This is a genomic window from Variovorax sp. RCC_210 (assembly GCF_041355175.1).
Classification (GTDB): Bacteria; Pseudomonadota; Gammaproteobacteria; order Burkholderiales; family Burkholderiaceae_C; genus Variovorax.
In genome coordinates, this window is record NZ_JBFUPJ010000002.1 from 440,865 (window position 1) to 466,686 (window position 25,822).

The window sequence follows — 25,822 nt, forward strand, 5'->3', positions numbered from 1 at the left end:
ATGAGAACGAACGGCTGATTGTTTCCTAATTGTCAGGCGTGCCAAATGCCGTGACAAACGGCCAGGCGCTGCCCCAGCCCCCGGGGCGTGCACAAGAGACATTCAAGGAGCACCCATGAGCATCGCGCGATCGCGTCGGGTTCAGCACCGTCGTCCCTTTCCCTTTCCCTTTCCCCTTCCGTTTCCGCTTCCGCTTGTCTCCTGCCTGGCCGCCACGCTGGCCACGCTCGCCGCCGACGGTGCCAGCGCCGCCTGCGGCCCCGGCGCCACGCCGGGCTCCAACACCACGGTGACCTGCGACGGCACGACCACCGGCTCGGCCAGCGTCGTCGCCGCGCCCGGCAGCACCGGCGTGACCATCACCGTGAACCCCGGCGCCACGCTGTCCACCAACGCCACGCAGGCCCTGCTGGTGCGCGACGCCAGCAGCATCACCAACAACGGTCAGATCACGGTGTCGGGCGGCTCGGGCTCGGCGCGCGCGGCCATGGTGGCCACGGGCAACGACAACACCCTGACCAACAACGGCGCCATCCGCACCACCAGCGGCGGCACCTCGGGCATCCTGGTGACGTCGAACAGCAGCACGCGCACGCTCATCACCAACAACGGCAGCATCGTCACCACGGGCGGCAGCTCGCACGGCATCTCCACGCTGGGGCCGGGCAACACGGTGGTCAACAACGGCACCATCTCGGCCGGCGGCGCCTCGGCCAAGGGCGTGTACCTGCAGGGCGGCAACCTGGTCGCGAACCTGCTGGTCAATACCGGCACCATCGCCACCACGGGCGCCAACTCGCCCTCGGGCGGCGCCGACGCGGTGCATGCGAACACGCTGGGCGCCACCTTCTTCTCGCGCGTGGAAAACCGGGCCGGCGCCACGCTGTCGAGCGCCAACGGCTACGGCTACCGCGGCCAGAACGGCAACGACGTGCTGGTCAACGCCGGCACCATCGAAGGCCATGGCGGCGCGGGCAACGGCGACGCGATCTACATGGGCGCGCTGGGGGTCGGCACGCTGATTTTGCAGACTGGCTCGGTGATCCGCGGCGGCGCGGACGGCGGCGGCGGGCGCGCCAACGCCTTCCTGGAAGGCAGCGGCACGGTGGACAACGCCTTTCGCAATTTCCAGAACCTGACGATGCGCGGCACCGCGTGGTCGTGGCGCACCGACGCGAGCTTTTCAGACGCGGTGCGCATCGAGTCCGGCCGCTTCGAGCTGCCCGCTACGCTCGCCAGTCCGGTCATCGCCGTGCTGCCCGGTGCCACGGTGGCCGGCACCGGCACCTTCGCGGGCAACGTGACGAGCCAGGGCACGCTGCTGCCCGGGCCGAACGACGGGGTGAACTTCGGCGCCTTCACCGTGCGCGGCAACTACACGGGCAGCGGCCCGGCGCTGCTGCAGGTCAACACCGTGCTCGGCGGCGACAACTCGCCCTCCGACAAGCTGGTGGTCGACGGCGGCAACGCCTCGGGCAGCACGGCGGTGCGCGTGCTCAACCGCGGCGGGCTGGGCGCGCCGACGCTGGCCGACGGGATCCTGGTGGTGCAGGCGGTGAACGGCGCCACCACCGCGCCGGGTGCGTTCTCGCTCGCGCAGGCCGTCGAGGCCGGGGCGTACAGCTACCGGCTGTACCGCGGCGGGAACGTGGGCGGGAATGTGGGCGGAAGTTCCGACAGCTGGTACCTGCGCAACAGCGGCTATGCGGTCGGCGGCACGGTGGTCGGCTCGCTGGCGGAGGCGGTCGCGCTCCTGGAGGCGTTGGCACCCGGTGGCGGTGGCGGGGGCGGCGGTGGCGGGGCCGGACCCGCGACATCGCTGGAGCCCGTGAAGCTGTACCGCCCCGAGGTGGCGCTCTACAGCAGCATGCCGCTGGTGGTGCGCCGGCTGGGGCTGGCGCAGCTGGGCACCTTCCACGACCGGCAAGGCAATACCGACATGCAACTGCTGGCCGGCGATGACGGCCTGGGGAGCACGCAGGCCACGTGGGGCCGCGTGTTCGGCGAAAGCACCCGCCAGCGCCTGCGCGGCGACGCCGACCCGCAGTTCGACGGCCAGATCAGCGGCCTGCAGCTGGGCCACGACTTTCTCGCCGCCACCGACCGCGCGGGCGGGCGCCACCGCATCGGCGTGCTCGGCGGCTACACGCGCACCAGTGGCGACACCAGCGGCGTGGCCAGCGGCGGCACCAACACCGCCACCGGCCGCCTCACCGTCGAGGGCTACAGCCTGGGCGCCTACTGGACCCGCGTTGCCGCCAGCGGCTGGTACAGCGACGCGGTGCTCATGGCCAGCCGCTACAAGGCCGATGCCCGCTCCACGCTCGGCCGCGGCGGCACCCCGCGCGGCTCGGCGGTCACGGCGTCGCTGGAGGCCGGCTACCCGCTGGCGCTGGGCGAGAACCTCACGCTGCAGCCGCAGGTGCAGCTCGTCTGGCAGCGCAGTTCGCTCGACGACTTCGACGACGGCATTTCCGCCGTGCGCTTCCAGCGGGACAACGCCGTCACCGGGCGCATCGGCGCGCGGCTCGAAGGCCGGGTGGACGCTGGCGGAGGCACCTGGCGTCCGTACCTCAAGGCCAACCTGTGGCACACCTTCAGCGGCAGCAACGCACTCTTCTTCGGCCCCACCGACCAGGTCGTCAACCGGCGCAACGCGAGCGCGCTGGAGGTGGGCGCCGGTGTCGTCGGCCAGGTCAACAAGACGGTGTCGGTGTACGGCGGGCTGGCCTACACCAGCGCCGTGGGCAACACCGAGCAGACGGGGGTGCAGGGGCAGCTGGGCGTGCGGCTGCGCTGGTAAGGGCTGCCTCGGAACCGATTCGGCGCTGCAACTTGACCACTTGCTCTGGTTTGCACGTCCGTTACCTGTCTTTACCAAGCAGTGGGCAGGCATTCGGGTAATTGCCGAGCCACTTTTTTTGACCACATGGATAATTTAAACTGTCCAACCCGACGTCAAAGAGGTGTGCCACGATGAATCCGCCCCGCCTGCGCAGCCGCTTCTGGTCCGACCTGACCAGCGAAGAGTTCTCCCGCCTCGACCGCGAACGGCTCATCGCCGTGCTGCCGGTGGGCGCCACCGAACAGCACGGCCCCCACCTGCCGATGTCGACCGACACGGCCACCATCGACGGCATGGTGCGCGCCACGCTCCCGCACCTGCCCGACGAGCTGCCCGTGCTCTTCCTGCCCACCGTGCCCTACGGCAAGAGCAACGAGCACTCGCGCTATCCGGGCACGCTCACCGTGTCGGCCAACACGCTCATTTCGCTGTGGAAGGACATCGGCGCCTGCGTCGCCAAGGCCGGCGTGCGCAAGCTGGTGCTCTACAACAGCCACGGCGGCCAGATGAGCGTGATGGACATCGTGGCGCGCGACCTGCGCGAGGAACACGACATGATGGTCGTGGCCGCCAACTGGTACACGCTGGGCCTGCCCGAGGGCCTGTTCACCGCGCACGAGGGCAAGCACGGCATCCATGCCGGCGACCTCGAGAGCTCGGTCATGCTGCACCTCACGCCCGACTACGTGCGCCGCGACCAGTTCCAGAACTTCAGTTCCATGACCGAGCAGCTGGCCGAGGAAAACAAGTTTCTCTCGATCACGCCCAGCGGCAAGCTCGGCTGGCAGATGCACGACATCAACCCCGCGGGCGCCGCCGGCGACGCCACGCGCGCCACCGCCGAGAAAGGCGCGGCGGTGCTCGACCACGTGGGCCGGCGCTTTGTCGAGCTGCTGCACGAGATCGACCGCTTTCCGCTGTCTCGCCTCGCCAACACGCCGGCCTGGCGCTAGGCTGCGCGCCAAAGGAACGCGCCATGGAAAGCACCACGCCATCCACCACTCCCTCCACCACCGCCACGCCGCCGCTGGTCGGCCTGCGCAACGTCAGCAAGCGCTTCGCCAACGGCACGCTCGCGCTGCAGGGCATGACGCTCGACATCGGCGAGCACGACTTCGTCAGCTTCCTCGGCCCCTCGGGCTGCGGCAAGAGCACCGCGCTGCGGCTGATCGCCGGGCTCACCCGGCTCAGCTCGGGCGACATGCACTGGTCGGGCGCCAACACCGGCGCCGCCAAGGACAGCAAGAGCGACCGCGACCTGGGCTTCGTGTTCCAGGAGCCCACCCTCATGCCCTGGACCAAGGTGTTCGACAACGTGTGGCTGCCGCTGAAGCTCGCGGGCATGCGCCGCGACGAGGCCGCGCCGGTGGTCGAGCAGGTGCTGGAGCTGGTGGGCCTCTCGCGCTTTGCCGACGTGTACCCGCGCGAGCTCTCCGGCGGCATGAAGATGCGCGTGTCGATCGCCCGCGCGCTGGTCACGCACCCGCGCCTGCTGCTGATGGACGAGCCCTTTGCCGCGCTCGACGAGATGACGCGCATCAAGCTCAACAACGACCTGCTGGCCATCTGGCGCGAGCATCGTTTTTCGATCGTGTTCGTCACGCACAGCGTGTACGAGTCGGTGTACCTGTCGAACCGCATCGTGGTGATGGCCGCGCGCCCGGGCCGCGTGATCGACGAGATCCGCATCGACGAGCCGTACCCGCGCGGTGAAGAGTTCCGTACCTCGAGCCGCTACAACGCGCATTGCACGGCGGTGTCCCAATCCCTGCATGGAGCGCTGCATGGCCTCGACGTCGACCATTGAAACGGTGATTCCCGTGACACCCCTGGACGGCACCGACGCCGCGCCCACCGCCGAGATGCTGCGCGCCCACGAAGACAGGCTGCGCCGGCGCGAATCGATGCTGCGCATCGTGGTGCCCGCGGGCATCGTGCTCGGCCTGCTGCTGCTGTGGGAGTGGATGGTGCGGGCCAACAACATTCCGCACTACATCCTGCCCGCGCCCTCGCTCATCCTGCGCACGCTGTTCGACAACTGGGACTCGCTGTCGAGCGCGCTGTGGTTCACCGTGAAGCTCACGCTGCTCGCGCTCACCGCGGCCATCGTCGGCGGCGTGGCGCTGGCCATTGCGTTCGCGTTGTTCAAGTGGGTGGAAATCGGCCTGTTCCCCATTGCGGTGATCCTGCAGGTCACGCCCATCATCGCGATCGCGCCGCTGATCCTGATCTACGTGTCGAGCACCACGGCGGCGCTGCTGCTGTGCGCGTGGATCGTGGCCTTCTTCCCGATCCTGTCGAACACCGTCATCGGCCTGAAGAGCGCCGACAGCAACCTGCGCGACCTGTTCCAGCTCTACAAGGCCTCGCCCTGGCAGACCTTTCGCTACCTGCTCGCGCCGAGCGCGCTGCCGTACTTCATGGCGGGCCTGAAGATCGCGGGCGGCCTGAGCCTGATCGGCGCGGTGGTGGCCGAGTTCACGGCCGGCACGGCGGGCAAGGAAACGGGCCTGGCCTCGCGCATTCTCGAATCGAGCTTTCGCACCGAGATCCCGATGATGTTCGCGGCGCTGCTGCTGGTGTCCTTGCTGGGCATCGTGATCTTCATCGTGTTCGCGGCGCTGTCGCGCCTGGTGCTCGGCCACTGGCACGAGAGCGAGATGCGCCGTGAAAGGTAAATCGCTCCCCCCCAGGCTTCGCGACTGGGACGCGGTGCGCGACGACCTGGGCGGCCTCAACGTGATCACCGCGCCCGCGCAGCGCAAGCAGCTGTCGAAGGACTTCTACTGGTACAGCCCCATCCTCAGCGCGCAGCTCGCGGGCTGCGTGGCCGACCTGGTGGTCAAGGTGAGCACCGAAGACGACGTGCGCCAGGCTGCGGCCGTGGCCGCGAAGTGGAAGCTGCCGCTCACCGTGCGCGCGGGCGGCACCGGCAACTACGGCCAGTGCGTGCCGCTGCAAGGCGGCATCGTGCTCGACGTGACGCAGATGTGCCGCGTGCTGGACATCCAGCCGGGCAGCATGCGCGTCGAAGCCGGCGCGCGCATGCACGACATCGACCTGGCCGCGCGCGAGACCGGGCAGGCGCTGCGCATGTGGCCCTCGACCTGGCACGTGGCCAGCATCGGCGGCTTCATCGCGGGCGGCTTCGGCGGCATCGGCTCGTTCCGCCACGGCATCCTGCGCGACCCCGGCAACCTGCTGCGCGCGCGCGTGATGACGGTGGAGCGCGAGCCGCGCGTCATCGAGCTGCACGGCGACGAGATCCAGCAGGTGCACCATGCCTACGGCACCAACGGCGTGATCCTCGACGTGGAGGTCGCGCTGAGCCCTGCCGTCGAGTGGGTGCACTGCACGGTGCTGTTCGAAACGTACAGGGGTGCGCTGGACTTCGGCATCGCGGCGCAGGCGCCCACGCTCGACATCTTCCTGCTGTCGACGGTGGAGGCGCGTTTCTCGCCGTACTACACGGCGATGCGCGACCGTTTTCCCATCGACCGGCACGCGGTGTTCACCATGGTGTCGCCCGAGTCGATGGAAGCGTTCCGCGCGCTGGCCACTGCCCACGGCGGCACGATCTCGGTCGCGGGCACCGAGGCCGAGCTGCTCGCCGACGGCCTGCCGCCGGCCTACGAGTGCGCCTTCAACCACACGACGCTGCAGGCGCTGAAGGCCGACCGCGGCTGGACGTACCTGCAGGTCGCCTACGCGCAGCCTTTCGATCCGTCGGTGGTGGAGCGCCATCTGAAAATCTTCGGCGACGACGTGTTGCAGCACCAGGACTTCGCGCGCGCCGGTGGCGAGTGCGGCACCTTCGGCATCCTGCTGGTGCGCTGGAAGGGCGAGGCCCACCAGTACGAGCTGATCCGCGAGATCGAGTCGCAGGGCGGTTGCCAGATCTTCAACCCGCACGTGGTCACCATCGAGGACGGCGGCATGAAGACCATCGACACGCAGCAGATCGACTTCAAGAAGCGCAGCGACCCGATGGGGCTGATGAACCCGGGCAAGACGCGGGGCTGGACCGCGGACATGGCTGTCGAGCGTTGAGATGAAAAGCTGTTCCCTGTTGCATTGCCGCGCTGTGTTGCATCGTCGTTCAGGGCGCGATGACATGAAAATACCCGTCGAATTCAAAACCAGGAGTCCACTGCCATGCGCGTTCCCGCTCTGACCATTCGCCCGCTTGCCCTCGGCCTCGCCCTTGCGGCTGCCGCCTTCGCCGTGCAGGCGCAGGAAAAAGTGGTGTTCGCCACCAACTGGAAAGCACAGGCCGGACACGGCGGGTTCTACCAGGCGCTGGTGGACGGCACCTACAAGAAGTACGGCCTCGACGTCGAGATCCAGCAGGGTGGCCCCATGGTCAACAACCGGCCGATGCTGCCGGCCGGCAAGGTCGACTTCCTGATGACCGGCAACCTGCTGCAGTCCTTCGACAACGTGAAGAACGGCGTGCCCACTGTGGTGGTCGCGGCCTTCTTCCAGAAAGACCCGCAGGCCATGTTCGCGCACCCCGGCCAGGGCTTCGACACCTTCAAGGACATGACCAAGGCCCCCGTGGCCTTCATCGGCAAGGACGGCCAGTTCAGCTTCTGGCAATGGATGAAGTCGGAGCATGGCTTCAAGGACTCGCAGCTCAAGCCGTACACCTTCAACGTCGGTCCGTTCCTGGCGGACAAGAAGTCGATCCAGCAGGGCTACGCCATCTCCGAGCCGCTGTCGATCAAGGCGCAGGCCGGCTTCGACCCCGTGGTGCAGCTGCTGGCCGACAACGGCTTCTCGACCTACTCGACCACCATCGAGACGCGCGCCGACCTCATCAAGACCAAGCCCGAGACGGTGCGCAAGTTCGTCGAGGCGTCGATCATCGGCTGGAACAACTACCTCTACGGCGACAACAAGGCCGCCAACGAGCTCATCGCCAAGACCAACCCCGACTCGCCCGTCGCGTCGCTGCAGGGCTCCATCGAGCTCATGAAGAAGATGGGCATCGTCGACAGCGGCGAGTCGCTCACCAAGGGCATCGGCGCCATGGACGAGGCCCGCGTGAAGGACTTCTACGACAAGATGGTCAAGGCCGGCCTGTACAAGGCCGGCGAGGTCGACCTGTCGAAGGTGGTCACCACGCAGTTCGTGAACAAGGGCGTGGGCGTCGACGTGCGCAAGAAGCTCACCGGCAAATAACGCGTTTCGCCTTTTCGTTTCGTTGTCCTTCCCGTGGGTCGCGCGGGGCTTGCGCCGGGGTCAGATGCCGGCGCCTGGGTTGCCATAAGGCACGCGCGGCCTTTTATTCCTGGGCTCTGACCCCGTCTCGCCGACAGGCGAACCGGCCCTCATGAAAACGCTCGTCGTCCACTGCCATCCGAACCCTGACAGCTTCAACCACGCGCTCTACCGCACCACCCTCGAGGCCCTGGAGCCCCGCCACACCGTCAAGGCCATCGACCTGTACGCCGAAGGCTTCGACCCCACGCTCACGCGCGAAGAGCGCATTGCGTACCTCGACAACCCCGAGCTGATCCGCGAGCGCGTGAAACCCCACGTCGACGCGCTGCTGTGGGCCGAGCACCTGGTGTTCGTGTTTCCCATCTGGTTCCACGGGCCGCCGTCGATGCTCAAGGGCTGGCTGGAGCGCGTGTGGCTGCCGGGCGTGGCCTTCCTGCCGGCCGAGCGCAAGGGGCAGCTGGCCAAGTCGGGCATGCGCCACATCCGGCGCCTGACGGTGGTGACCACGGGCGGCTCGCCGCGCTGGTTCGTGATGCTCATCGGCGACCCGGCACGGCGGCTGTTCACGCGCGCGCTGCGGGCGCTGTTCGCGTGGCGCTGCAAGGTGACCTGGCTGCAGCTGCACGACATGAACGCCGTCACCGCGCACGACCGCACCCATTTCATCGAGCGCGTCGCGCGCCAGTTGCAGAAGATCCAGACCTGACAGGGAGACCCACACCATGAGCCTCGAACGCACGCTGACCGTGCGCGTCGCACGCATCTCGCGGCAGACGCCCGAAATCCTCGCCTTCGAACTGGCCCACCCGTGGGGCCGGCCGCTGCCTTCGTACGAGGCCGGCGCGCACATCGACGTGCACATGCCCGGCGGCTTCTCGCGGCAGTACTCGCTGGCGCGCGCGCCTTCTTCGCCGAACGAAGGCGGCGACGTGACCGGCGGCAACGCGATCGGCAGCTACGTGATCGGTGTCAAGCGCGAGGGCGCGAGCCGCGGCGGCTCGGCCTCGATGCACGAGCGCGTGCGCGAAGGCGACCTGCTGCCCATCAGCGCGCCGCGCAACACCTTTCCGCTGCGCGACGAAGCCACGCACCACCTGCTGCTGGCCGGCGGCATCGGCATGACGCCGCTGCTGGCCATGGCGCAGGCGCTGGCCGCGCGCGGCGCCGCGTTCACACTGTGCGTGTTCGCGCGCAGCGAAGAGCACCTGGCCTTCGCCGACGCGCTGCGCCACCCCGCGCTGGCCCCGCACCTGCGCCTGCACCTCGACCAGGGCGACGCCACGCAGCGCATCGACCTGCGCGCGCTGCTGGCCGAGCGCGCGCCCGGCACGCACCTGTACGTGTGCGGCCCCGGCGGCTTCATGCAGGCGGTGCGCGAGGCCTCCGCGCACTGGCCCGAAGACGCGCTGCACGCCGAATACTTCGCCGCCCCCACCGACGCCAACACCACCACCGGCCTGCCCTTCACGCTCAGGCTCGCGCAGCGCGGCATCAGCGTGCCGGTGGCCGCGGACCAGACCGCGGTCGATGCGCTGCATGAAGTGGGCATCGACATTCCGGTGTCGTGCCAGCAGGGCCTGTGCGGCACCTGCGTGGTCGAGGGCGACGGCGAAGGCGCCGAGCACCGCGACTTCTGCCTCACCGGCAGCGAGCGCCGCCACAAGGTGGCGCTGTGCTGCTCGCGCGCCAAGGGCACGGAACTGGTGCTGCAGCTGTGAGCCTGGGAGACAACGCCGCCGACACCGACGCGCCCGCCACGCGCGGCCGCTCGCGCAAGTACACGCAGGTGCTCGGCCTCATCAACCAGGCCGCCATCGAGGTGTTCGCCAGCGAGGGGCTGGCCGGGGCGTCGACGCAGGCCATCGCCGACAAGGCCGGGCTGTCGAAGGCGCAGCTGCACTACTACATCGACAGCAAGGAGGCGCTGTACCGGCAGGTGCTGCAGGACATCCTGACCGACTGGATCGTGGTGTTCGGCTTCAGCGACGAGGCCTTCGGCCCGCGCAAGGTGCTGGGCGACCTGATCCACCGCAAGATGATGTTCTCGTTCGAGCACCCGCTGCGCTCGCGCATCTTCACGGCCGAGATGATGCGCGGCGCGCCGGTGGTCAACGACATGATGGACACGAGCAAGCAGCGCACCGACCAGGCCGCCGCCGTGATCCAGAACTGGATGAACCAGGGCCTGATGGACAAGGCCGACCCGATGCTGGTGCTGTTCCACATCTGGGCCGTGACGCAGTTCTACGCCGACCACGCCACCCAGGCCGCCTACTACCGCAACACCGCGCAGCAGGGCGAGGACAAGGACCGCCGCTACCTCATCGAGCAGGTGACGGAGTTCCTGCTCAAGGGCGCGGGCGTCAGGTAGAAGAACGCTTCGGCAGGTACATGGTGGCTTCGACTTCCACCAGCACCTCGTCGCCCGGCAGGAAGCGCGACACCTCCACCACCGTGCTCACCGGCGGCTCGCCCGGGTAGAACAGCCCGCGCACGCGGTTGTAGAAGGCGTAGTGCGGCAGGTGTCGAAAGTACTGCACCAGCTTCACCACGTCTTCCATGGTGCCGCCGTGCTCGGCGGCGATCTGGCGGATGCGCTCCAGCACGAACCAGCTCTGCGCGACGATGGGCGCCTCGAACACGTCGACCGACATCTGGCCCGTGGCGTAGCCCACGCCCTGCAGCGCGGTGCGTGCTTCTTCAGGAATGGCGTCGTAGCCGGCGACCGCGCGGCGCGTGGCCGGGTCGACGGCGACCACGCCGCTCATGAAGACGAAATCGCCGACGCGCTTGGCGGCGGCGTAGTTGGCCATTGGCTTGCCCATGCTCATGGGGGTGTTCTCCGGGTTCAGTTCAAGGTATCACGGTGTCGGGGGCACGAGCACGCGGCCCGCGCGGATGACGGTGCGTTGCCGTCCGCGCGGGCCGACGAGCTCGTGTTCGTCGGTGGCCGCCAACACCAGCAGGTCCGCCGGGCAGCCCGGCGCAATGCGCCCGTCCCACGCGAGGCCCAGTGCTTTCGCGGGGCTCACGGTGACGGCGTCGAGCCAGTCGGAGGCAGGCGCCAGATGCGCCACCTGCACACCGAGGCCGAAGGTCTCCAGCAGGTCGTAGCTGCCGTAGGGATAGAAGGCGTCCTCCACGTTGTCGGTCGCCAGGCTCGCACGCAAGCCCCGTGCCGCCGCCTCGCGGATGCGCGTGATGCCGCGCTGCACCGGCGTGCGGTCCCAGGCGCCCTGAAGGTACAGGTTGGTGGTCGGCAGCGCGACCAGGTGCAGGCCCGCGCCGGCGCACAGTGCGAGCGTTTCGTTGGCGACCGCATCGTCCTGCACCGACAGCGAGCAGCAGTGGCCGCAGACCACGCCGTGGCGGAAGTCGCGCGCGCGCACCAGCTGCGCAATGGCGCGCAGGCCGCTCGCCTCGACGTCGAGGCCTTCGTCCACATGAAAGTCCAGGCCCAGGCCGTGCTGCTGCGCCAGGTCGAACACGCGGCCCAGCTTGTGCACGATGCCGTCGTTGCGGTAGACGAACGCGCCCAGCGTGCCGCCCGCGCGCTTCACCTCGCGCGCGATGCGTTCGCCCGCGGCAAGGTCGGCGAACAGGTCGAGCGGCGTGAGCGACACGAACTGCAGCTCGACGCGGCCGCGCCATTCGGCACGCAGTGCCTCGAACACGGCCAGCGCCGCGGGCGGCTCGGCCTGCACCCAGTCGAGGTGCGTGCGCAGCGCGCGCGTGCCCGAGCGCCAGGCATCGTTGAGCGCGCGTTCCATGCGCAGGCGCAGCGACTCGCCGGTCCAGCTGTCGCGGTGCCTGTTCATGCGGTCGATGGCGGCAAACAGGTTGCCCTGCGCCGCGCCCACGTCCTGCACGGTGTAGTTCTTGTCGATGTGCGCGTGCGCTTCGACCAGCGCGCTCAGCAGCGTGCCGCGCGCCTCGCGTTGCTGCGCGCTGGGAACGATGGACTCGACGGTGTCGCCGGCCAGCGTGACGTCGAACACGTTCACGTCGCCGGAACTGCCGGAACCCCCGGGACCGCCGGCATCGAAGCCGCGCAGCGGCGCGGGAATGCGCAGCGCCTCGAGCTTCATGCGCGTTGCGCGCCGCGTTGCTTCACGCGCTCTTCCTGCGCACGCAGCCACCCCAGGCCGGCCGACGTGCCGCCGGGTTCCGCGCCGCGCTTCGGCCGGTACTCGCAACCGACCCAGCCTTGCCAGCCGCATTGCGCCGACACCTCGTCGAGCACGTCGAACAGGTAGGGGTAGTTCTGCTCGCCCAGGTCGGGCTCGTGCCGGTCGGGCACGCCCGCGATCTGGAGGTGGCCGACGCGGCCGGTGGGCAGGTACTTGCGGATCTTCATGGCCACGTCGCCCTCGACGATCTGGCAGTGGTACAGGTCCATCTGCACCTTGAGGTTGGGCGCGCCCACGGCCTGGACGATCTCGTGCGCGTGGTCTTGCCGGTTGAGGAAGAAGCCGGGAATGTCGCGCGTGTTGATGGGCTCGATGAGCACGTCGCGCCCGGCCTTGGCGGCTTCGGTGGCGGCCCAGTGCAGGTTGTCGAGGTACACGGGTTGCAGCGCGTCGCGCGCGAGCCCTTCGGGCACGAGGCCGGCCATGACGTGGATGCGCGGGCAGTCCAGCGCCACGGCGTAGTCGATGGCCTTGGCAATGCCCTCGCGAAACTCGGCGTCGCGCCCGGGCAGGCAGGCCAGCCCGCGCTCGCCGCCGTTCCAGTCGCCGGGCGGGCCGTTGAACAGCACCTGCTGCAGGCTGTTGTGCTTCAGCCGCGCGAGGATCTCGTCCTTCGCGAAGTCGTACGGAAAGAGGTACTCCACGCCCTGGAAGCCGTCCTTCGCGGCGGCATCGAAGCGGTCGAGAAAGGCGAGCTCCGGGTAGAGCATCGAGAGGTTGGCGGCGAATTGGGGCATGGGGTGTTTGTACTACCAGCGTGCGCCGAAGGCGCGGCGCAGTTCATCGATCTGATCGGCGTCCAGCGGCGCGGGCATTGCTGTTCCTGCAGCCTGCGTGAGCATCTGGAGCCGGGCGGTTTCCTCGAGTTCCTCGAGCACGGACATGGCGGCGGCGGGCGTGTCGTGCCACACGTTGGGTCCCAGGCGCGTGAGCATCACGGCGCGGATGGGCGTGCCTGAATTTCCGAACCGCTCGATGGCCTGCGCCACCTGTTCCGCCGCCTCGGGTGCGCCGGGACGGTGGTACGCGATGACGGGGACGTGGCCGACCTTCATGACGAAGTACGGGGTGAGCGCGGGCAGCAGTTCGTCTTGCGGCGTGTTCAGCGTGAGCGCCACGCAGTGCGTGCTGTGCGTGTGGATGACGCACGCAGTGTCGGCGTCGAACTTGCGCGCCGCGGCGTAGATGCGCATGTGCAGCGCGATGGTCTTGCTGGCGCGGTCGCCGCTGGTCTGCCGGCCTTGCGCATCGAGCTTCGCGAGGCGCGCGGGGTCGAGAAAACCCAGGCATGCATCGGTCGGGGTGATGAGGAAGCCGTCGTCCAGCCGCACGCTGATGTTGCCTGCTGTCGCGTGCACGTAGCCGCGTTCGAAAAGGCTGCGGCCTGTTCGGCAGATTTCTTCTCTGGCTTGGGTTTCGGTCATGTCTTTTACTGTGTTGCTGTTCGGGACGATCAACGACCGCTTCGCATAACGATCACGAACCAGCGGCCGTCACTCCAACACCAAGAACGCTTTCGTAAAAAAATCGTCACTGCCGAAGTTGCCGGACTTCAGCGCGATGTGCAACCCCGATGCGGGCGCGGCGTCGGAGCGCGCATGGCACCACGGCACGCCCGGGTCGATCTGCGGGCCGATCTGCATCTGCGCGATGCCCAGCGCCTGCACGCACGCACCCGAGGTTTCGCCGCCGGCCACCACCAGCTGGTGCACGCCGCGCTCGACCAGGCCGCGCGCGATGGCCGCGACGGTGCGCTCGACCATGGCGCCCGCCTGCTCTGCGCCCAGTTGGCCTTGCACCGACTTGACGGCGCCGGCTTCGGCGGTGGAGTAGACGAGCACAGGGCCCTTGTCGAGCAACGGCGTGGCCCACGACAAGACCTCGGCCGCCACATCCGCGCCCTGCGCGATGCGCAAGGGGTCGATGGCCATGGCCGCGCCGCCGCGCTGCACGAAGTCTTGCACCTGGCGGTTGGTGGCGAGCGAACAGCTGCCCGAGACGACGGCCTGCTTGCCGCCGGCCGGGGGCAAGGCGCTGGCCTGGGACGACGGCGCCAGCCCGAAGTTGGCCGGCAGGCCGATGGCCACGCCCGAACCCGCGGTGAGCAACGGCAACTTCGCGAGCGCCGGGCCCATGCGCAGCAGGTCGTCGTTCGACACGGCATCGACGGCGGCGATGGACACGCCCTCGGCCTTCAGCTGCGCGATGCGTTCTTCGATGGCCTGTGCGCCGCGCGCGACCACGGTGTAATCGATAAGGCCGACCTTGCGCTGGCACTGCGCCTGCAGCACGCGCACCAGGTTCGGGTCGGTCATGGGCGTGAGCGGGTGGTTCTGCATGCCGCTCTCGTTGAGCAGCACGTCACCCGCGAACAGGTAGCCCTTGAACACGGTGCGCTTGTTGTCGGGGAAGGCAGGCGTGGCGATGGTGAAGTCGCACTGCAGCGCGTCCATCAGCGCCTCGGTGACGGGACCGATGTTGCCTTGGGGCGTGCTGTCGAAGGTGGAGCAGTACTTGAAGTAGATCTGCTGCGCGCCCTGCGCCTGCAGCCAGCGCAGCGCGTCGAGCGACTGGGCGACGGCCTCGGCCGGCGCGATGGTGCGCGACTTGAGGGCGACCACCACCGCATCGACATCCGCGCCGAGCGGGCCGTCGGGCACGCCGATGGCCTGCACCACGCGCATGCCCGCGCGCACGAGGTTGTTGGCAAGGTCGGTGGCGCCGGTGAAGTCGTCGGCGATGCAGCCGAGCAGGAGCCTGGGTTGTGCGGAGGGCGTGGACGGGTTCGCCATGGCTCAGCCCTTCACCGGCAGCTTCACGGCCTGCGCGTTCTCGCGCACGTAGTCGCGCAGGATGGCGTCGAAGCTCGCGTCGGCCTTCAAGCCCAATGCTTCGGCGCGTGCGGCGTGGATGCGGCTGGGCCAGCTGGTCACGATCTTGGCAATGGCGGCATCGGGCGTCCAGTCGATCAGCGCGCCGGCCTCCTTGCCCGCGATGCGTTCGAGCGCCTGCGCCATGTCGCGCACGGTGGTGGTCAGCGCGGGCAGGTTGACGGCGGTGCGCGCGCCCCACTCGGCGGCGCTGGCCGTGGCGGCGCGCACGAGGCCGGCGACGGTGTTGCCGGGCGATGCCAGTGCCACGGGCGTGTCCGGCGGCACCGGGCAGCGCGCGCGCTCCCCGGCCAGCGGCTCGCGCAGCATGCCGCTCAGGAAGCTCGATGCCGCGCCGTTGGGCTTGCCCGGGCGCACCGACACGGTCATGAGCCGCACGTTGCGGCCCTGCACGAAGCCCTTGCGCGTGAAGTCGGCGACCAGCTGCTCGCCGATGAATTTCTGGATGCCGTAGCTGTTCTGCGGCGTCGGCAAGGTGGTGTCCTCGATGACGGCGGGCAGGCGCTGCTCGGGCGAATCGCCGAACACGGCGACCGAGCTGGAGAACACGAACACCGGGGCGCTGCCGGCACGGCGCGCGGCCTCGAGCAGGCCGCGCGTGGTGTCGAGGTTGCTGCGCATGCCGAGGTCGAAGTCGGCCTCGCATTCGCCGCTCACGGCGGCGGCCAGGTGGAACACGAGCTGGGTGTCGGCGATGGGCAGCGCGTTGGCGGCCAGCTGCGCCAGCAGGTCGCCCTCCGCGAACTGCACGCGCGCGTCGGCGGCCAGGTCGGCGGGCGGTGGCACGCGGTCGGCCAGGGTGATGCGCGAGATGGCTTGCGCGGCGGCGCCGGCCAGGGCGATGTCGCCGCCTGCCAGCAAGGTGCGCGCGAGGCGCGCGCCGAGGAAGCCGCAGCCGCCGGTGATGAGGATGTGCATGGTGTCTCTGCTTTCTTCAGTCTTGTTGTTTTCCGGGCAGTTCGATGCCCGGGAAGATCTTGATGACCGCGCTGTCGTCCTCGCGCGCATGGCCCGCGGTGGAGGCCTGCATGAACATCTGGTGCGCGGTGGACGACAGCGGCAGCGGAAACTTGCTGGCGCGCGCCACGTCGAGCACCAGGCCCAGGTCCTTCACGAAGATGTCGACGGCCGACAGCGGCGTGTAGTCGCCGGCCAGCACGTGGGCCATGCGGTTCTCGAACATCCAGCTGTTGCCCGCGCTGTGGGTGATGACCTCGTACAGCGCGGCCGGGTCCACGCCTTCGCGCAGGCCCAGCGCCATGGCCTCGGCGGCGGCCGCGATGTGCACGCCGGCCAGCAGCTGGTTGATGACCTTCACCTTGCTGCCCGCGCCCGCGCTGTCGCCAAGCCGGTAGACCTTGGCGGCCATGGCGTCGAGCAACGCGCCGGCCTTGTCGTAAGCCGCGGGCGTGCCGGCGGTCATCATCGTCATCTGGCCGTTCGCGGCCTTGGCGGCACCGCCGGAAATGGGCGCATCGAGGTACAGGATGCCCAGCTCCTGGAGCCGCGCCTCCAGCGCCACCGACCAGTTCGGGTCGACGGTGGAGCACATCACGAACAGGCTGCCGGGCTTCATCGAAGCGGCGCAGCCGGGGGCGGTGCCGTCGCCGAACAGCACCGACTCGGTCTGCGCGGCGTTGACCACCACCGACACCACGACGTCGCATTGCGCGCCGAGCGCGGCCAGCGAATCGCAGGCGGTGCCGCCGTCGCGCGCGAAGGCTTCGGCGACCTCGCGGCGCACGTCGAACACATGCGGCGCGTGGCCCGCGCGGCGCAGCGATTGCGCCATGCCGGCGCCCATGGCGCCGAGGCCCACGACGCCGACTGCGCCGACGAAGGGAGAGGGGGAAGTGGTCATGGAGGGGCTTTTCCTTGAACGGGTGTGCAGCGTAGGCCTCTGTCGCCTGCGCTTCAATTTGTCAGGTCATCATACAAATTCGGGCGCTGCGGGCCGATCCGTTCGAACCCGTACCCGAGCCGTGTGCAGGGGCTCAGCGCCCCGAGGCCCAGGCGTTCAATGGCGCGCGGGCCAGCCTTCGACAAGCGGTCGTGCGAGCTGCGCGCCCTCTTGCTGCCAGAACGCCGGGTCGGCCTGCTCGATGCGGCGGATGGCGTTGTCCATGTGCGACTTGGCGGCCTCGCGCGCGCGCGCCGCGTCGCCCGCGTCGATGGCATCGACGATCAGCGCGTGCTCCTGCGCCACCTGGGCCGCGAAGTCGGCGCGGCGGGCTTCGTTGGCGCGCGTCACGCGCGTGGCGCCGTGCAGGAACTGGCGCAGGTACTGCAGCGTGCCGAGCAGGAAGGGGTTGCGCGCGGCCTCGGCGATGGCGGTGTGGAAGCGCACGTCTTCGTCGGCCCCGTTGCCCCCGGCCACCACCGCCGCCTTCAGCGCCTTGATGGCCTCGCGGATGCGGCGCAGGTCGGCCTTGGTGCGGCGCTCGGCCGCCAGCGCGGCCACTTCGGCCTCGAGCGCGCGGCGCAGCTCGACCATCTGGATGACGGCTTCGCGCGAGGCCACGTGCGGCATGTCGAAGCGCAGCGGCTCGATGCCGGCGGCGCGCACGTACACGCCGCTGCCCTGGCGCGAATCGACCAGCCCCAGCGACTTGAGCCGCGACACCGCCTCGCGCACCACGGTGCGGCTCACGCCGAATTGCGCGGCCAATGCGGTCTCGGTGGGCAGCCGGTCGCCTTCGCCGAGCCGCCCGCTGCGCACTTCGGCGGCCAGCGCGTCGGCCACCTGGTCGGCCAGGCGGACGGTGGGGGCTACGGACTGGAAGCGGGCGGTCATGGGGCGGAAGGTGGGGCCTGCGACTCTAACGCAGGCCCTCCGCGCGGGCGCGCCCGCGCACGCCCCCCGGCTGCGTGGGCTCAGCGCAGCGCGTGCCGCGCGGCGTTCGCGATGCTGGCCGCGTCCACCCCGAAGAACCCGCGCAGCGCGGCGCGCGTGTCGCTGCGCCCGAAGCCGTCGGTGCCCAGCGTGAGGTAGCGCCGGCCTTCCGGCAAAAAGGCGCGCACGCTCTCGGGCACGGCGCGCACGTAGTCGGTGGCGGCGACGATCGGCGAGGTGTTCATACCCTCGCCCTCGCCCTTGCCGAGCTGCTGCGCGATGAAGGCGGTGCCGGCTTCTTCCGCGCTCGCGCCGGCCAGTGCGCGCTGCTCGCAGGCCGCGCCGTCGCGTGCCAGCTCGCTCCAGCTCGTCACGCTGAACACCTCGGCCTCGATGCCTTCGTCGGCCAGCAGCTGCGCGGCCTTCACCACCTCGGTGAGGATGGCGCCCGAGCCCATGAGCGTGACCTTCTTCTGCGCCTTGCCGGAGGTGGGCGTGTACACACCGAAGCGGTAGCAGCCGCGCAGGATGTCGCTCTCCGCGCCCGCGGGCACGTCGGGCTGCGCGTAGTTCTCGTTCATGAGCGTGACGTAGTAGAAAACGTCCTTCTGCTCGACCATCATTTCGCGGATGCCCGCATCGACGATCACCGCCATCTCGCCCGCGTAGGCCGGGTCGTAGGCCTTGCAGTTGGGAATGGTCGCGGCCACTAGGTGGCTGCTGCCGTCCTGGTGCTGCAGGCCTTCGCCGCCGAGCGTGGTGCGGCCCGAGGTGGCGCCCAGCAGGAAGCCGCGCGCGCGCTGGTCGGCCGCCGCCCAGATGGCGTCGCCCACGCGCTGGAAGCCGAACATCGAGTAGTAGATGTAGAAGGGCAGCATCGCCAGCCCGTGCACGCTGTAGCTGGTGGCCGCGGCCGTCCAGCTCGCGATGGCGCCGGCCTCGCTGATGCCTTCTTCCAGGATCTGCCCGTCGGTGGCCTCGCGGTAGCTCAGCACCGAGCCGATGTCTTCGGGCGCATAGCGCTGGCCCACGCTCGAGTAGATGCCCACCTGCTTGAACAGGTTGGCCATGCCGAAGGTGCGTGCCTCGTCGGCCACGATGGGCACGATGCGCGGGCCCAGGGCCTTGTCCTTCATGAGGTTGCCCAGCATGCGCACGAAGGCCATGGTGGTGCTCATTTCCTTGCCGGCGGCGGCCGTGGCGAACTGCGCGTAGCTGGCGATGTCGGGCTTGGGCACCACGTCGCATGCGGTCTCGCGCCGCGGCATGGCGCCGCCCAGGGCTTCGCGGTGCTGGCGCAGGTAGCGCATCTCGGCGCTGTCTTCCGGCGGGCGGTAGAAGTCCATGGCGGTGGCCTGCGCGTCGCTCAGCGGCAGGTTGAAGCGGTCGCGGAACTCGATGAGGTCCACGTCGCCCATCTTCTTGTGCGAGTGCGTGGTCATCTTGCCCTGCGCGGCGCTGCCCATGCCGTAGCCCTTCTTGGTGTGGGCGAGGATGACGGTGGGCTGGCCCTTGTGCGCGGCCGCGGCGGCGTAGGCCGCGTGGATCTTCACGAGGTCGTGGCCGCCGCGCTTCAGGCGGTCGATCTGCTCGTCGGTCATGCCCTCGGCCAGGCGCGCGAGTTCGGGGTTCTGGCCGAAGAAGTTGTCGCGGTTGAAGCGGCCGTCCTTCGCGGCAAAGGTCTGCATCTGGCCGTCGACGGTTTCCGCGAAGACGCGCGCCAGCGCGCCGCTCACGTCCTGCGCGAAGAGGCCGTCCCAGTCGCTGCCCCACACGAGCTTGACGACGTTCCAGCCCGCGCCGGCGAAGAGCTTCTCGAGCTCGTCGATGATGCGGCCGTTGCCGCGCACCGGGCCGTCCAGGCGCTGCAGGTTGCAGTTGACGACCCACACGAGGTTGTCGAGCTTCTCGCGCGCGGCCAGCGTCAGCGCGCTCATGGATTCGGGCTCGTCCATTTCGCCGTCGCCGAACACGCCCCACACCTTGCGGCCCTCGCAGTTCAGCAGGTTGCGGTGCGTGAGGTAGCGCATGAAGCGCGCGTGGTAGATCGAGCTGATGGGGCCGATGCCCATCGAGCCGGTGGGGAACTGCCAGAAGTCCGGCATCAGGTACGGGTGCGGATAGCTGCTGAGGCCGCGCGCGCCCGTGCCCTGCGTGAAGGCGGGGGCCGTGAGCTCCTGGCGGTAGTGCGCCAGGTCTTCTTCGCTCAGGCGGCCCTCGAGGTACGCACGCGCGTACACGCCGGGCGCGCTGTGCGGCTGGAAGAACACCAGGTCGCCGCGGTGGTGTTCGCTGCGCGCATGAAAGAAGTGGTTGAAGCCGGTCTCGAACAGGTCGGCCGCGCTCGCGTAGCTGGCAATGTGGCCGCCGAGTTCGCCGTAGGCCTGGTTGGCCTTGGCCACCATGGCCAGCGCGTTCCAGCGCATCAGCGAGGCGAGCTTTTCTTCCACGGCGAGGTCACCGGGGAACGGCGGCTGGTCTTGCGCGGCGATGGTGTTGACGTACGGCGTCGCCAGCTCGGGCTGCCAGCCGATGCGCTGCTGGCGCGCCAGCCGGGCCAGCTCCACCAGCATCTGCCGCGCGCGCTGCGGGCCCTGCGTTTGCGCCAGCGCCAGGAAGGCGTCGCGCCATTCGGCGGTTTCCGCGGGGTCGGGGTCGTGCGACAGCGGCGTGGGCGACGCGTCCAGCAACAGGGCGCGCATCTGGTCGGGCGAGATCGGGGCGTTCATACCGGCACTTTAGGCCGCACCCAGGAAAATTAGCTACCGGCGCTCGCAAATCCGTGCCAAGGTCGCAGCATAAAATTTCTAAAACAGAATTGGAGACGGCATTTCATGCAACTCGACGCCATCGACCTGCGCATCCTCGACGAACTGCAGCGCGACGGCGCGCTGTCGAACGTGGAGCTCGCGCGCCGCGTGCACCTGTCGCCCTCGCCCTGCCTGGCGCGCGTGAAGGCGCTGGAAACCAACGGCGTCATCGACCGCTACGTGGCGCTTGCCAACCCGAAGGCGCTGGGCCTGGGGCTGAACGTGTTCATCTCGATCAGCCTGCGCACGCAAAGCAAGCAGTCGCTGGCCGACTTCGAGCAGCGCATCGCCGAGCACGACGAGGTGATGGAGTGCTACCTGATGACGGGCGACCGCGACTACCTCATTCGCATCGCGGTGGCCGACATGGCGGCGCTCGAAAAATTCATCATGGAACAGCTCACGCCGATTCCAGGCATCGAGAAGATCCGCTCGAGCTTCGCGCTCAAGCAGGTGAGATACAAAACGGCGCTGCCGTTGCCGACAGCGCCGTCCTGAACAGCGGGCAAGCCGCTTACTTGGCCAGCTTGGGCTGGATCGGGTCGGCGGTGAGGTAGCCGACGGCGGCGGCGTAGCGTTCCTTGTAGTTCGCGCGCACGTACGGGTCGAGCGTGGCCTGCACCTTGGCGTGGATGCTGCCCCAGTCGCCCGGATGCTGGAAGTTGCTCATGATGTAGGTCCAGCCGTTGATCTCGTCCACCGCGTGCAGGCCGGTCGACTCGCCGCCCGCGGGAATCGACATGATGCGCACCAGCTTCTTGGTGTCGACGTTGTACGCCCACAGGAAGTTGTTGACGTGGCTGCTGCTGTCCTCGCCGATGAACAGCGTGCGCATCTTCTCGGAGAACTTCAGGTTGTCCGGGTTGCCGATCGTGTTCGGATTCGAGGTGTTGCCCAGGGCATCGGAGGCGATGTCCTCGCCGACGATGAGCGCGCGGGTCTGCGTGGGCACCCAGTCGCTGTTGATCGAGGTGCTGCCGGCGTCCTTCTGGCCGCCCGCGAGGTTGTGGGCCATCACGCCGCCGGCGCTGAGCTTCTTCGGCAGGGCGATGTTGGTGCCCGCCGTCCAGCCCTTGCCGCCGCTGACCATCGAGTCCTGGATGTTCTGCAGCGCGGAGTAGGCGATCTTGTCCTTGATGTTGACGGTCGTGCCTTCCATCTTGGTGAAGGCCATGCTGGCGCCCACGAGGTTGGCGTAGCGGTGGGTCTCCAGGAAGGCGGCGGCCTTCTCCATGCCGGGCTTCAGGCGGACCCAGTTGGCCTTGCCGTCGCAGTACATCAGCGTGTAGGTGCCGTCGACCGGCGTCGCCGGGGCGAGCGGCGTGGCGTCGTTGCTGCCGTTCTGCACGGCGTACACCACGTCGAGGATGTCCGAGGCCTTCAGCGTATTGGCCAGGGCTTCGATCTCGGCGCTGGTGGCGTGGCCGAGCTTGATCCAGCTCATCTTGGCGGCGGCGGCGGCCGGGTCGATCGAGTAGCCCGCGTCGTACTTGGCGACGTAGAGCGTGCCGGCCGACAGGTCTTTTTCCTTGTCGGCGACGAACATGAAGAAGCCGCCGTTGGTGTAGTCGTCGCCCATGATGGCGGTGCGGTTGTCGGGCATGACCTGGATCAGCTCGTGCGAGATGCGGCCCAGGCAGTAGTGCTTCTTCACGCTGCCGGTGCCGTCGGCATTGACCGTGATCTCGGGCAGGTGGCCGTAGTGGTACGGGTTGGCCGTGGTCTCGTCGCCGAACACGTTCTTGCTGTAGGCCTTGAACATGGTGTTGGTGGCGATGCTGGCCGCGTCGGGTTCGTACTCCTCGCTCGACAGGTGGGTGCCCCAGGGCGACAGGCTGGCGCCGCAGGTGATCCACAGGCCGTGGGCGCTGGACATGTCGACGTTGTGGTACTTCACCAGGCTGAGCTTGCCGGTGGTCTGGTCCTGGTCGAGCGTGAGCACCGCGATCGGCGAGGGCAGCGTGCCGTAGGTGCTGTTGCCGGCGAGGTCGCGCGTGGTGTATTCGAACTGGACCACGGCGAAGACCGGCTTGCCCTTGACGCCGTCGACCTTGGCATTGGGCACGCTCAGCAGCGAGGTGCCGTCGGGGCTGTCGGAGTAGAACTGGCGCGTGTTGGCCGGCACCGACTTGTCCAGGATGGGCTGGTTCTTGCTGTCGTAGTAACCGCCGGCCAGCACCTTGCCGCCCTTGCCGTCAGACACCAGGTCGCCGGTCAGGAAGAAGGGCTGGTAGGCCAGCTTGTATTCGGTGGAGCTGCCGTTGTCGAAGGCGATCTTCAGCGTGGAGCCGACCGTGGTGGTGGCCATGGCGGCGGGGTCGGCCAGCGTGGGCGCGGCCATGCCGGTGAACTCGGCCGAAACGAAGTTCGGCGTGGGCGCAGGGGCCGGAGCGGGTGCCGGCGCCGGGGCGGGCGCGATGGGCAGGAAGGTCTGGCCGCCGTCGCCGCCGCCGCCGCAAGCGGTCAGGAAGGCGACACCGCCCAGTGGCAACATGGGCGCGGCGCCGAGCAACTTGAGGGCGTGGCGACGGGAGGCGCCGGGCGCCTTGGTGGAATCGGTCATTTTGTTTTCCAGAGATCGTGGGAGGGGATCGCCGTGAGGTCTGAAGTCAAAAGAAGTCAGCCTCTCGTCAGCCCGCGAACCTTAAAAGGCGCCCGTGACGGAACCATGCATCGCGCATGACAGAACCATGACAAGGCGCGCCGCGAGGGCGCGCCGGTCGTCTGGAAAACAGGGAACAGGCCCTTGCGCCGGGCCCGTTTCGAATCAGGGCGCCGGCAACTGCCGGGGCCACAAGGCCCACAACCGCAGCGGCTGGTTCATGCTCGCGGCCAGCCGCCCGGCATCGGCGCCGGTGCCCGCGAAGTAGTCCGCGCGCACCGCGCCGAGGATGGCGCTGCCGGTGTCTTGCGCGACCACCAGTTTCTGCAATTGCGCCGCCGGTCCGTTGGACGCAAGCCACACCGGCGTGCCGTAGGGAATGCTCTCGCGGTCGACCGCGATGGAGCGCCCCGCCGTCAGCGGCACGCCCTGCGCACCGCGCGGGCCGAAGGCGGCGTCGACCTCGCTCATGGTCTCCTCGCGGAAGAACACGTAGCGCGGGTTGCTCCACAGCAGTTGCGGCACGCGCTGCGGGTTCTGCGCGGCCCAGGCCTTGGTGTCGTCGGGCCACTTGCCGACCTTGCTCACGCCCTGGCTCATGAGCCACTGCTGCACGCTGCGGTAGGGCTGCTCGTTGGTGGCCGAGAAGGCCATGCGCACGGTGTGCTGGTAGCCGTTGGCCTCGGTGATGCGCAGGCGCCCCGAGCCCTGGATGTGCAGCATCAGCGCGTCGATGGGGTCGGCCATCCACGCGATCTCGCGCCCGCGCAGCGCGGCCTGCGCCTCGGGCAGCGTCTCGATCTCTTGCCGCGTGTACCAGGGGCGGCGCGGCGCGAGGCCCTCGGGCGCCTGGTAGATCGGCACGTTGAAGGTGGCGGTGGGCGTGCGCGAGGCCTCGTACACCGGCTCGTAGTAGCTGGTGAGCTTGCCTTCGGTCTGGCCGTTGAGCGCTTCCACGCGGTAGGGCTGCAGCCGGTCGGTCATCCACTGGCGCTGCTCTTCGGGCGTGGCGATGGTGAGCTGGCGCACGTCGCGGCACAGCGGCGCGAAGGCGGCGTTGGGGCGCGAGCAGTTGGCCAGCAGCGCGATCCACGCTTCATGCAGCGGGTCTTCGCCGAAGCCCGGCAGCTCCGACCAGCCGACCGGCACCCAGCGGCTCTTGGGGTGCGCGAGCGAGCCGGTGAGCGGACCGAGGTCGCGCGGCGGGGTGATGGCGGGGGGGCGGGTGGGCACGTCGGGTGCGCGCGGGCCGGTGGAACAGGCCGCGAGCGTTGCTACGATCACAAGCCCGACCAGCCACTGGAGTCCATTTCTCATGGGTTTGATTCTGCTTGAAGCCCTCGCCGCGGGACTCGTGTTCATCTTGATCATCTGGTGGACCATGTTTTCCGGGCGCAAGAAGGGTGAGCTGCACGACGAGGACGATGCCGACGCCCACCGCGGCACCCCGGACACCTCCGACGGCTTCGACCGCCCGGGCACCGCAAAGAACAGCACGCCGCCTCGACCCTGAAGTCCGCGCGTAGCCCGATGCCGATGCCGTGTGTCGGAGAAGCACCCCGTTGCTATTACTTTAGTAGCAATCATCGTAGCATTCATGGGCGATTGCGAAGCTTTTCTTATTTTCCGTAGGGCTTTGAGGCCGTACCATCGCGTGCTCCCCGGAGCTAAGCTGTGGCCCGCTTGACTCAACCTTGAAAGGGAAACGCCATGAAAAAATTCGTACTCGCCACCTGTGCCGCCGCTGTCGTCCTGTCCGGCTGCGCCGGCGGCATGAGCGACACGCAACGCAACACCGGCATCGGTGCCGGCATCGGCGCCCTGGGCGGTGCGGCCATCGGCTCGGCCACCGGCGGCAACCGCGGTGCCATCGGCACGGGCGCGGTGGTCGGCGCGGCAGCCGGCGCGCTGGGCGGCTACCTGTGGTCGCAGCGCATGGAAAACCAGAAGCGCCAGATGGAAGCCGCCACGCAAGGCACGGGCATCGCCGTCACGCAAACGCCCAACAACGAGCTGAAGCTGCAGATCCCGAGCGACGTGTCGTTCGACGTGGGCCGCGCCAACATCAAGTCGAACTTCGCGCCCGTGCTCGACCAATTCGCCAATGGCCTGCGCAACAACCCGAACGCCGAGGTGCGCATCATCGGCCACACCGACAGCACCGGCTCGGACGCCATCAACAACCCGCTGTCGGTCGACCGCGCGGCCAGCACGCGCGACTACCTCGTGGCGCGCGGCGTGAACGCGGCGGCCTTCCGCATCGAAGGCCGCGGTTCGCGCGAACCGATCGCCGATAACAACAGCGACACAGGCCGGGCACAGAATCGCCGCGTCGAAATCTACGTGGGTGAACGCGCACCGCGAGGCTGACCCGGGTTCGCGGCCTTACCGCACAGGGAACACGGCCGCGCCGAAAGGCCGGTTC

At 69.0% G+C, this 25,822-nt stretch carries 23 protein-coding genes; 12 read left to right on the forward strand and 11 right to left on the reverse strand.

The genetic code is table 11. The features are described from left to right. Positions 1-115 precede the first annotated feature (115 nt). The 9 genes from AB6807_RS10120 (at position 116) to AB6807_RS10160 (ending at position 10,442) form a co-directional block, all read left to right on the forward strand. The gene (locus AB6807_RS10120; protein WP_371084443.1) at positions 116-2,803 is read left to right on the forward strand and encodes an autotransporter outer membrane beta-barrel domain-containing protein; all 2,688 of its coding nucleotides are present in this window, start codon (positions 116-118) and stop codon (positions 2,801-2,803) included. A gap of 173 nt (positions 2,804-2,976) precedes the next feature. Then, positions 2,977-3,798 (forward strand): creatininase family protein, encoded by an 822-nt coding sequence (locus tag AB6807_RS10125; RefSeq protein ID WP_371084444.1) that lies wholly within the window; start codon positions 2,977-2,979, stop codon positions 3,796-3,798. A 23-nt stretch (positions 3,799-3,821) separates the two neighbouring features. After that, positions 3,822-4,652 carry an ABC transporter ATP-binding protein gene (locus tag AB6807_RS10130; RefSeq protein WP_116910360.1) on the forward strand — a complete coding sequence of 277 codons (831 nt, stop codon included), beginning with the start codon at positions 3,822-3,824 and terminating at the stop codon, positions 4,650-4,652. Then, complete coding sequence (locus AB6807_RS10135) at positions 4,630-5,523, forward strand: ABC transporter permease (RefSeq protein WP_371084445.1); 894 nt, start codon at positions 4,630-4,632, stop codon at positions 5,521-5,523. Before AB6807_RS10130 ends, AB6807_RS10135 begins: the two co-directional genes overlap by 23 nt. Further along, complete coding sequence (locus AB6807_RS10140) at positions 5,513-6,895, forward strand: FAD-binding oxidoreductase (RefSeq protein ID WP_371084446.1); 1,383 nt, start codon at positions 5,513-5,515, stop codon at positions 6,893-6,895. Before AB6807_RS10135 ends, AB6807_RS10140 begins: the two co-directional genes overlap by 11 nt. A 105-nt stretch (positions 6,896-7,000) precedes the next feature. Next, positions 7,001-8,029: an ABC transporter substrate-binding protein gene (locus AB6807_RS10145; RefSeq protein WP_116910362.1), complete on the forward strand. Its 1,029-nt coding sequence runs from the start codon at positions 7,001-7,003 to the stop codon at positions 8,027-8,029. Between the two features lie 151 nt (positions 8,030-8,180). Then, on the forward strand, positions 8,181-8,777 hold the full coding sequence (locus AB6807_RS10150) for an NAD(P)H-dependent oxidoreductase (RefSeq protein WP_116910363.1): 597 nt from the start codon (positions 8,181-8,183) through the stop codon (positions 8,775-8,777). Between the two features lie 16 nt (positions 8,778-8,793). Beyond that, on the forward strand, positions 8,794-9,789 hold the full coding sequence (locus tag AB6807_RS10155) for a 2Fe-2S iron-sulfur cluster-binding protein (protein WP_371084447.1): 996 nt from the start codon (positions 8,794-8,796) through the stop codon (positions 9,787-9,789). After that, positions 9,786-10,442, forward strand: coding sequence for a TetR family transcriptional regulator C-terminal domain-containing protein (locus tag AB6807_RS10160; protein WP_371084448.1), 657 nt, complete (start codon positions 9,786-9,788; stop codon positions 10,440-10,442). Before AB6807_RS10155 ends, AB6807_RS10160 begins: the two co-directional genes overlap by 4 nt. Here AB6807_RS10160 and AB6807_RS10165 read toward each other — a convergent pair. From AB6807_RS10165 to mdeB, 9 genes are all read right to left on the reverse strand, one after another. Then, positions 10,435-10,902: a RidA family protein gene (locus AB6807_RS10165; protein ID WP_116910366.1), complete on the reverse strand. Its 468-nt coding sequence runs from the start codon at positions 10,900-10,902 to the stop codon at positions 10,435-10,437. The two genes, AB6807_RS10160 and AB6807_RS10165, sit on opposite strands and share 8 nt — an antisense overlap. Positions 10,903-10,932: 30 nt before the next feature. Then, positions 10,933-12,159 (reverse strand): amidohydrolase family protein, encoded by a 1,227-nt coding sequence (locus tag AB6807_RS10170; RefSeq protein ID WP_371084449.1) that lies wholly within the window; start codon positions 12,157-12,159, stop codon positions 10,933-10,935. Beyond that, positions 12,156-12,998: a 2-oxo-tetronate isomerase gene (gene otnI, locus AB6807_RS10175; RefSeq protein ID WP_371084450.1), complete on the reverse strand. Its 843-nt coding sequence runs from the start codon at positions 12,996-12,998 to the stop codon at positions 12,156-12,158. The genes AB6807_RS10170 and otnI overlap by 4 nt, the downstream gene beginning before the upstream one ends. A gap of 12 nt (positions 12,999-13,010) precedes the next feature. After that, a complete protein-coding gene (locus AB6807_RS10180; RefSeq protein ID WP_371084451.1) occupies positions 13,011-13,685 on the reverse strand; it encodes an aldolase in 675 nt (224 codons plus the stop codon). A 69-nt stretch (positions 13,686-13,754) separates the two neighbouring features. Next, on the reverse strand, positions 13,755-15,053 hold the full coding sequence (otnK, locus tag AB6807_RS10185) for a 3-oxo-tetronate kinase (protein ID WP_371084452.1): 1,299 nt from the start codon (positions 15,051-15,053) through the stop codon (positions 13,755-13,757). Between the two features lie 3 nt (positions 15,054-15,056). Then, positions 15,057-16,070: a D-erythronate dehydrogenase gene (gene denD / locus AB6807_RS10190; RefSeq protein ID WP_371084453.1), complete on the reverse strand. Its 1,014-nt coding sequence runs from the start codon at positions 16,068-16,070 to the stop codon at positions 15,057-15,059. A gap of 16 nt (positions 16,071-16,086) precedes the next feature. Further along, complete coding sequence (gene ltnD / locus AB6807_RS10195) at positions 16,087-17,013, reverse strand: L-threonate dehydrogenase (RefSeq protein ID WP_371084454.1); 927 nt, start codon at positions 17,011-17,013, stop codon at positions 16,087-16,089. 156 nt (positions 17,014-17,169) lie between these two features. Next, on the reverse strand, positions 17,170-17,946 hold the full coding sequence (locus AB6807_RS10200; protein WP_371084455.1) for a FadR/GntR family transcriptional regulator: 777 nt from the start codon (positions 17,944-17,946) through the stop codon (positions 17,170-17,172). A gap of 80 nt (positions 17,947-18,026) precedes the next feature. Next, a complete protein-coding gene (gene mdeB, locus AB6807_RS10205) occupies positions 18,027-20,714 on the reverse strand; it encodes an alpha-ketoglutarate dehydrogenase (protein ID WP_371084456.1) in 2,688 nt (895 codons plus the stop codon). A 105-nt stretch (positions 20,715-20,819) separates the two neighbouring features. Here mdeB and AB6807_RS10210 point away from each other — a divergent pair, with 105 nt between their 5' ends. Next, a complete protein-coding gene (locus tag AB6807_RS10210; RefSeq protein ID WP_116910375.1) occupies positions 20,820-21,293 on the forward strand; it encodes an Lrp/AsnC family transcriptional regulator in 474 nt (157 codons plus the stop codon). A 16-nt stretch (positions 21,294-21,309) separates the two neighbouring features. Here the strand turns inward: AB6807_RS10210 and AB6807_RS10215 are convergent, their stop codons facing one another. Both AB6807_RS10215 and AB6807_RS10220 read right to left on the reverse strand, forming a co-directional pair. Further along, on the reverse strand, positions 21,310-23,358 hold the full coding sequence (locus tag AB6807_RS10215) for a PhoX family phosphatase (protein ID WP_371084457.1): 2,049 nt from the start codon (positions 23,356-23,358) through the stop codon (positions 21,310-21,312). A gap of 204 nt (positions 23,359-23,562) precedes the next feature. Continuing rightward, the gene (locus AB6807_RS10220; protein ID WP_116910377.1) at positions 23,563-24,714 is read right to left on the reverse strand and encodes a murein transglycosylase A; all 1,152 of its coding nucleotides are present in this window, start codon (positions 24,712-24,714) and stop codon (positions 23,563-23,565) included. Between AB6807_RS10220 and AB6807_RS10225 the strand changes: the two genes are divergently transcribed. Beyond that, on the forward strand, positions 24,713-24,910 hold the full coding sequence (locus AB6807_RS10225) for a hypothetical protein (RefSeq protein ID WP_371084458.1): 198 nt from the start codon (positions 24,713-24,715) through the stop codon (positions 24,908-24,910). The two genes, AB6807_RS10220 and AB6807_RS10225, sit on opposite strands and share 2 nt — an antisense overlap. Positions 24,911-25,107: 197 nt before the next feature. Next, the gene (locus AB6807_RS10230) at positions 25,108-25,767 is read left to right on the forward strand and encodes an OmpA family protein (RefSeq protein ID WP_116910379.1); all 660 of its coding nucleotides are present in this window, start codon (positions 25,108-25,110) and stop codon (positions 25,765-25,767) included. Positions 25,768-25,822 lie beyond the last annotated feature (55 nt).